The organism is Candidatus Methylomirabilota bacterium (genome assembly GCA_036001065.1).
Taxonomy (GTDB): domain Bacteria; phylum Methylomirabilota; class Methylomirabilia; order Rokubacteriales; family CSP1-6; genus MNEF01.
Window position 1 is genome coordinate 1 of sequence record DASYUQ010000109.1, and the last position, 7,483, is coordinate 7,483.

7 protein-coding genes and 1 pseudogene are annotated in these 7,483 nt (G+C 72.8%); all 8 read right to left on the minus strand.

Annotation, left to right across the window (positions count from 1 at the left end; translation table 11 throughout):
- Nucleotides 1–137: 137 nt before the first annotated feature.
- The 8 genes and pseudogenes from radC to VGV13_10090 all read right to left on the minus strand — a co-directional run bounded on the left by radC (nucleotide 138) and on the right by VGV13_10090 (nucleotide 7,483).
- Complete coding sequence (gene radC, locus VGV13_10055; GenBank protein HEV8641426.1) at nucleotides 138–806, minus strand: DNA repair protein RadC; 669 nt, start codon at nucleotides 804–806, stop codon at nucleotides 138–140.
- 99 nt (nucleotides 807–905) lie between these two features.
- Nucleotides 906–1,331 carry a tRNA (adenosine(37)-N6)-threonylcarbamoyltransferase complex ATPase subunit type 1 TsaE gene (gene tsaE, locus VGV13_10060; GenBank protein ID HEV8641427.1) on the minus strand — a complete coding sequence of 142 codons (426 nt, stop codon included), beginning with the start codon at nucleotides 1,329–1,331 and terminating at the stop codon, nucleotides 906–908.
- Entirely contained in the window at nucleotides 1,321–2,880 is a 1,560-nt protein-coding gene (locus VGV13_10065) for an NAD(P)H-hydrate dehydratase (GenBank protein HEV8641428.1), read from the minus strand. The genes tsaE and VGV13_10065 overlap by 11 nt, the downstream gene beginning before the upstream one ends.
- Nucleotides 2,881–2,885: 5 nt before the next feature.
- Entirely contained in the window at nucleotides 2,886–3,668 is a 783-nt protein-coding gene (locus tag VGV13_10070; protein HEV8641429.1) for a hypothetical protein, read from the minus strand.
- The gene (gene acpS, locus VGV13_10075) at nucleotides 3,622–4,074 is read right to left on the minus strand and encodes a holo-ACP synthase (GenBank protein HEV8641430.1); all 453 of its coding nucleotides are present in this window, start codon (nucleotides 4,072–4,074) and stop codon (nucleotides 3,622–3,624) included. The genes VGV13_10070 and acpS overlap by 47 nt, the downstream gene beginning before the upstream one ends.
- On the minus strand, nucleotides 4,071–5,423 hold the full coding sequence (gene glmM / locus VGV13_10080) for a phosphoglucosamine mutase (GenBank protein HEV8641431.1): 1,353 nt from the start codon (nucleotides 5,421–5,423) through the stop codon (nucleotides 4,071–4,073). Before glmM ends, acpS begins: the two co-directional genes overlap by 4 nt.
- A 61-nt stretch (nucleotides 5,424–5,484) precedes the next feature.
- Nucleotides 5,485–6,441: a dihydropteroate synthase gene (locus tag VGV13_10085; GenBank protein ID HEV8641432.1), complete on the minus strand. Its 957-nt coding sequence runs from the start codon at nucleotides 6,439–6,441 to the stop codon at nucleotides 5,485–5,487.
- A gap of 7 nt (nucleotides 6,442–6,448) precedes the next feature.
- Nucleotides 6,449–7,483: pseudogene (locus VGV13_10090) on the minus strand (AAA family ATPase).

The following is a 7,483-nucleotide window of genomic DNA, read 5'->3' on the forward strand; positions in this document are numbered from 1 at the left end:
CGTACCCACGCTGGCCACGGCCGCTACCGACGCCGCGTTTCCGCACATTCCTCGCCAAAAGAATTTCGGATCGGGGCTAAATCTGTCCACGAACGACGTACACGGTGCCTTCCTAGGCGCGAATAGTTGGAACGGCACTAGATGATACCGCGTTCGGCCAGGCTCACGAACCGCCCGCGCCCGATGATGAGATGGTCGTGCACCCGCAGGCCGAGGAGCCGCGCGCACTCGACGAGCTGGCGCGTGAGTCTGACGTCCTCCCGGCTCGGCGCCGGATCCCCGCTCGGGTGATTGTGCAGCAGGATGACGGAGGCGGCCGATTCCAGGATGGCCGGCTTGAAGACCTCGCGCGGGTGAACCAGGCTGGCCGACAGGGTGCCCTCGGACACCACGCAGTCGCGCAGCAGCCCGTTCTGCGCGTCCAGCAGCGCCACCCGGAACACCTCGCGCTTGAGATCCTCCATCAGGGGCCCGAACGCCGTGAAGACCTCGGCGGGAGTGGACAGGACCGTGCGCTGGCCGGGGGTCCGGGCCCGCAAGCGGCGACTCAGCTCGAACGCGGCGACGAGCCGCGCCGCCTTGACCGGTCCCACGCCTCGCTGGCGGGTCAGCTCGCCCACCTCCCGCGACGCGACGTCGGCCAGGGAGCCGTAGGTCGCCAGCATCTCGCGGGCGACGTCGACGGCGCTCTTGTCGCGCGTACCCGAGCCCAGTTGGAGCGCGAGCAGCTCGGCGTCGGCGAGCGCGCTCGGGCCCTTCCAGTACAGGCGCTCGCGCGGACGCTCGCTCGCCGGCCCCCGATCCATGATGATGTCGTTCTCTAACGCGCCGGCGCGGCACGGTCAACGCCGACTCTTCGATACGCCCGGTCCCGCGCTCGCCGGGGCCGGGCAATGATCCGGCCATCAGGGCCGGTGGATCGTGATCTCGCGAGGCTCGTCGCCGAGCCCGGCGATGTGCACGCGGATGGTCCGGCGCGGGAGCAGCGGCAGCAGCTGATCGGCCCATTCGATCACCGTCACGCCGCCCTCGTCGAAGAGTTCCGGCAGCCCGAGGTCCATCAGCTCCGTGAGGCTCTGCGTCCGGTAGGCGTCGACGTGGTAGACGGGCAGGCGGCCGCGATACTCGTTGATGAGCACGAAGGTGGGGCTGGTGGCGTGGACCGCGACGCCCAGGCCCCGGACCAGTCCCTGGATGAAGCAGGTCTTGCCGGCGCCCAGCTCGCCCGCCAGGGCCACCACGTCGCCCGCCTCGAGGGTCCGGCCCAGGCGCTCACCCGCGGCCTCCGTTTCGGCGGGACTCCGGGTGACGATCGCTGCGTCAGCCGTCATGACCGGCGAGCGCGGTGAACGCCTCGGGCAGCGCGGCGATCACGTCGCTCGCGATCAGCGCCTCCTCGCCCAGGCGCGCGGCAGCGAGATCGCCCGCCCGGCCGTGCAGATACACCGCCGCCCGCAAGGCCGCGCTCGCCTCCATCCCGCGCGCCAGGAAGGCGCCGACCATGCCGGTGAGGACGTCGCCCGTGCCGCCGCTGGCCATCCCGGGGTTGCCCGTCGGGTTCACGTACACCTCGCCCGAGGGCGCGGCAATGACGGTTCCGGCGCCCTTGAGCGCGACGTGCACGCGCTGCGCCTTCGCGAACTCGCGCGCGGTCGCGATCCGGTCACGCTCCACCTCCGCCACCTTGGTTCCCAGCATCCGCGCCATCTCGCCGGGATGGGGCGTGAGGCACCGCGGCGCCGGGGCGGCGCGCAGCACCTCCAGATAACCGCCCAGCGCCGTCAGCGCGTCGGCGTCGATCACCAGGGGCCGGGGGAGATCACGCGCCAGCTCCCGTGCCAGCGCCTGGGTCTCGGCGTCGAGACCGAGCCCGGGGCCCAGGGCGACGGCGTCGCGCGCCGCGGCCAACTCGGCGATGACCCCTTTGGCCCCGAGCGCTACCGTCCGGGCGGCGGTCTCGGCGAGCGCCGCGGTCATCGCCTCCAGCAGGAGGCTCGCCACCACCGGCTGCTGGCTCACTGCCGTGGCCACGGTCACGAGCCCGGCGCCGCTCCTCATCGCCGCCCGCGAAGCGAGCGCCGCCGCGCCGGTCTTGCCGAGCGAGCCGGCGATGATCAGCAGATGCCCGTACGTCCCCTTGTGAGCCGCCCGCGGGCGCGGGGGAAGCAGCCGCGCGACGTCGTCGGCCTCGAGCAGGAACGTCGTGATGCCGCGGACCACTTCGCCGACGGGGATCCCGATCGGCACCACCGTGACGCGGCCGGCGAAGTCCACGCCGGGGCCCGTCACCAGTCCGCGCTTGAGCCCGGCGAAGGTGACCGTCAGCGTCGCCAGGACCGCCGGGCCCGCTGGCGCGCCCCCGTCGGCGGGCAGCCCGGAGGGAATGTCGAGCGCGACGACGGGGCGACCGCTGGCGTTGATGAGCTCGATCACGCGCGCGACCAAACCGCCCGGCGCGCCGCGGGCGCCGGTGCCCAGCAGGGCGTCGACGACGAGGTCGGCGCGACCGAGGTCGCCGGCCACTGCCGCGTCGTCCGCCACGCGGATGGGGCGGAGGCCGCTCCGCCGCAGCTCGGCGAGCTTGACCCCGGCGTCCCCCCCGATCTCCTCCGGGGGTGCGGTCAGCCACACCGAAGGACGACAGCCGCGCCGCTTGAGCCAGCGCGCGACGACGAAGCCGTCGCCGGCGTTGCCGCCCTTGCCGCAGACGATCGCGACGCGCGCCGCTCGCCCGGCGGCGCGCGGGGGCAACAGACGGAGAATCTCCTCGGCGGCGCCCCGTCCAGCGTTCTCCATCAGGGTGGCGCCGGCGAGGCCGAGCTCGGCGATGGCGCGCCGGTCGAGGCGCCGCATCTCCTCGGCGCTGAAGATCGGCAGCACGGTGACTACCGCGCCGGCGGCAGGGCCACGGCCTGAGTCAGGAAGTCGGCGAGGATCGCCGTGTACACCTCCCGCCACTCCGTGCGGGCGGCGCGCGGCAGCTCGACGTGCAGCGCGCGCTCGGGCAATCTCAGGATCCCCACCCGCTTGGCGCCCGAGGCCGTGTAGAGCAGCGTATCGGCGGGCTCCATCCACACCTCGAGCCGCGGCGCCCCCGGGTGGCGCCCCAGGTGCGCGTCGCGGATCAGCTCCAGCAGCGTGCGCAGCTTGAGGGCCCGCTCGTGGTCGACGCCGACCGTGGCGATCTCGATGCGCGCGGTGGCTTCCCGCCGGTTGTTGCCGTGGATTTCCATGTAGAAGGCGAGCGGCCCCTGGGCCGCCTCGCGCACCCGCTGCTCGTAGGCGTCGTACACGCGGCGGGCGTCGTCCGTGGCGACCTCCTCGCTCGGCGGTCGGCCGGGCACGCCCTCGAACGGACGGTTGACCTGGTAGCGACGTCCGGGACCATCGCGGGTCTCTCGCTCCAGGGCAAACCCGCTCGCGACCACCAGGCCGAAGCCCGTGCGTCGCGCCACCTCGGCGGCGATGTCGCCGGTGCGGGGATCGGAGGTGCCGTGCGGCGCCGCGATCACCACGCCCGGTCGCCCCGGACGCACCGCGATGTAGCCGCGCGCGCCGTCCAGCGGGAGGTCGACCGGGTGGGCCGCGCAACCATAGAGGACGAGTGAGGCGGAGGTCACGCTAGCGAGGCGGCTGATGAGGGGACGGGCGCTCGCAGTCCAGCTCACGGAACGAGGCTCCCTCCGACGAGGAATCGGCCACCAGCATGGCCTGGGCCATGGCGTAGTCGCCGTCGTGCGTGAGGGCCAGCAGCATGTGGCTGCCGCCCCGGGCCAGACCGATTTCGCGCGAACGGCCCGACAGCACCAGGACCGGTGCCTGCCCGCGCTCCCGCCGCACCTCCAGCTCGCGCCAGCGGATCCCCATCCGGAGCCCGGTGCCCAGCGCCTTGAGGGCCGCCTCCTTGGCGGCGAAGCGGGCGGCGAAGTGGGGCACGGGGTCCCGCCGGGCCCGGCAGTAGGCGATCTCCTGCTCGGTGAAGACGCGGGTGAGGAAGCGCTCCTGCCAGCGCTCGATGACCTCGCGCATGCGCGGCAAGTGGACCAGATCCACACCGATGCCCCTGACGGTCACGGCGCACCGATCAGGTCGCGGATCATGCCCGCCAGCTCGTCGGCCATCGCCCGGATGCGCTGGCCGTCGGCGCCTTCGATCATCACGCGGGCGAGCGGCTCGGTGCCGGAGTAGCGGATGAGGATGCGGCCGGCGCCGTCCATCTCGCGCTCGAAGACGCGCACCCGGTCGCCGAGGCCCGCCAGCGACGCGAGCGGAGGCTTGGCGCGGACGGCAACGTTGATGAGCACCTGGGGGAATTTGGTGAGGCACCCCGCCAGCGACGCGAGCGACTCCCCCGTGTCCCGCATCACGCTGAGGAGCGCCAGCGCCGAGAGGATGCCGTCGCCCGCCGGCGAGTGGTCGAGGAACAGCAGGTGCCCCGACTGCTCGCCGCCGAGATTGGCGCCGCGCCGCTGCATCTCCTCGTACACGTGGCGGTCGCCGACCTGGGTCTTCACCACCTCGATGCCGGCGGCGCGCAGCGCCTGGTCGAGGCCGAGATTGGCCATGACCGTCGTCACCACCAGGTTGCCCTTGAGCCGCCCGCGGCCGGCCAGATGGCGGCCGGCGATGGCCAGCGCGTAATCGCCGTCGCGGATCTCGCCGGCGTGGTCGACGGACATCAGGCGGTCGCCGTCGCCGTCGAACGCGAACCCCACCGCGGCGCCGACGGCGCCCACCTTCTGCTGGAGGGCCGCGGGGTAGAGCGCGCCGGAGCCGGCGTTGATGTTGGTGCCGTCCGGACGGGCGCCGACGGCCACGACCCTGGCGCCGAGCCGCCGGAAGACGCGCGGCGCCACACGGTACGTGGCGCCGTGGGCGCAGTCGAGCGCGATCGTCATTCCCGCGAGGTCGAGCGGAAAGCAGCGACAGAGATAATCGACGTAGTACGGCTCGGCCCGGTCGTAGGCCACCAGCCGGCCGATGCCGGCGCCGCGGGCGCGCGGCGCCCGATCGTCGCCCTGGAGCCCGACCTCGATCTTCTCCTCCCAGGCGTCGGGGAACTTCGTCCCCTCGGAGGAGAAGAGCTTGATGCCGTTGTCCTCGAACGGGTTGTGGGAGGCCGACAGCACGATGCCACCGTGGGCGTCGAGCGCCCGCGTCAGGAGCGCGATCCCCGGGGTCGGCAGCACTCCGACCGCGAAGCAGTCGCCGCCGGCGCCCAGCACGCCCGCCGTCAGCGCCGCCTCCAGGAGGGGCCCCGAGCGCCGGGTGTCGCGCCCGATGACGAGGCGGACGCGCTCGACGCCGCGCTCGACCCGGAGGGTGGCCACCAGCTGGCGCCCCACGCGGTAGGCGAGGTCCGGCGTGAGCGGCTCCTCGTTGGCCACGCCGCGAATGCCGTCGGTGCCGAACAACCGGGTCACAGAGCGCTCCCGATCTCCTCGCGTCTCGATTGTAGAACGAACCCGCGCTCCCGACCGCCGGTCATCGGCCCGCGGCCCGGCGCATCCGCTCGGCCACGCGCACCGCGTCGAGCGTCTCGGCCACGTCATGCGTCCGGATCAGGGCGGCGCCGTTGAGGACGGCGACCGTCGTCGCCGCCAGCGAGCCCGCCAGGCGCTCCTGCGGGCGGTCGCGCCTGGTGATCGCTCCGATGAACGACTTGCGCGAGACCCCGACGCAGAGGGGACGCCCCAGCGCGGCGAGGGACCCGAGACCGGTCAGCACCTCTACGTCCCACTCGTCCCATGGCACCGGCTCGTCGCGGAAGAACCCGAGCCCCGGATCGAGCACCAGATGCTCCTCCGCGATGCCCGCGGCCCGCGCGCGCTCGAGCGCAGCCTCGAGCAGACGTTTCACGCACGCTACGGGGCTCGAGCGGGGGGCGGGGGCCGCTCGGAGACCCGTAGCCTCTGGGGGTAGACCGGACCTCGCGCGAGCAGAAGGTACGGAGACTGTGGTGGATAGCGTGGTCGACGACGGGCCCCCGCCCCCCGCTCGCTCCGGGGACGCCATGAGGATCAGTCCGACGCCGCGCTCGCGCACCAGCGCGCCCATTGACGGGTCGCGTAATCCGCTGACATCGTTGATGACCCGTGCGCCGGCGTCGAGGGCCGCCCGGGCCACGCGCGCCCGCGCCGTGTCGGCCGAGATCGGCACCGGGACCTTCCCCGCCAGCGCCTCTAGGGCGCGCGCGAGGCGGTCGCGCTCCTCGTCCTCGCCGACCGCGGTGGCCCGATAGGGCGCGGTGGAGCGGGCCCCCACGTCGATCAGAGCGGCGCCCGCTTCGACCATGACCAGCGCGGCGCTCACGAGATCGGCGGCGAGCCGATGGACGGAACCCGTGTAGAACGATTCGGGGCTGACGTTGAGCGCGCCCATGAGCACCACCGGCGTCGGGCCACCGACGGGAACTCCTGCGAGGATTGCCGCCGCTGCCACTCCGCCGTCAGGCTGGCGCCGGAGCTTCCTGGAACGGCCGCGTGCGGAGAATCCGCGCGATCTGCTCGCCGTCGAGGGACTCGCGCTCGAGCAGAGCGCGGGCGAGGGCGTGGAGCTTTTCGATGTTCTCCTCGAGAATCTGGCGGGCCCGGGTGGCGCACTCCATCACGATCCGCTTGATCTCGGAGTCGATGACGAGTGCGGTATCCTCGCTGTAGTCCTTCGGGCGGGCCACCTCGCGTCCGAGGAAGATGTGCTCCTCGTTCTTGCCGAAGGTCAGCGGCCCCAGCCTGTCGGACATGCCCCACTCGCACACCATCTTGCGGGCCATCTCGGTCCCCTTCTCGAGGTCGTCGCCCGCGCCCGTCGTCTGCTGGTGCAGCACGACCTCCTCGGCGGCGCGGCCGCCGAGCAGGATGGTGATGCGGTTGACCAGCTACTCCCGCGAGTAGTTGTACTTGTCGTCGAGGGGCAGCTGCTGGGTGAGGCCCAGCGCGCGCCCGCGTGGGATGATGGTGACCTTGTGGATGGGGTCGGCGCCGGGCAGGAAATCGGCGACCAGGGCGTGACCGGCCTCGTGGTAGGCGATGGTCCGCTTCTCGGTATCGCTGATGATCATGGAGCGCCGCTCGACGCCCATCAGGACCTTGTCCTTGGCGTTCTCGAAGTCGAGCATCTCCACGAACTTCTTGTTCATGCGCGCCGCCAGGAGCGCCGCCTCGTTGACGAGGTTGGCCAGGTCCGCGCCCGAGAAGCCGGGCGTGCCGCGGGCCAGAACTTTGAGGTCCACGTCGGGCGCCAGCGGGATCCGCCGGGCGTGGACGCGCAGGATCTCCTCGCGTCCCCTGACGTCGGGTCGCGGCACGACGACTTGCCGGTCGAAGCGCCCGGGCCGGAGCAGCGCGGGATCGAGGACGTCGGGCCGGTTGGTGGCCGCGATGAGGATGACGCCCTCGTTGGTCTCGAACCCGTCCATCTCGACGAGGAGCTGGTTCAGCGTCTGCTCACGCTCGTCGTGGCCGCCGCCCAGCCCCGCTCCCCG

Excerpts from the sequence above, each read along its gene's own strand:
- radC (HEV8641426.1), bottom strand. The coding sequence starts at position 806 with ATGGATCGGGGGCCGGCGAGCGAGCGTCCGCGCGAGCGCCTGTACTGG.
- tsaE (HEV8641427.1), bottom strand. The coding sequence starts at position 1,331 with ATGACGGCTGACGCAGCGATCGTCACCCGGAGTCCCGCCGAAACGGAG.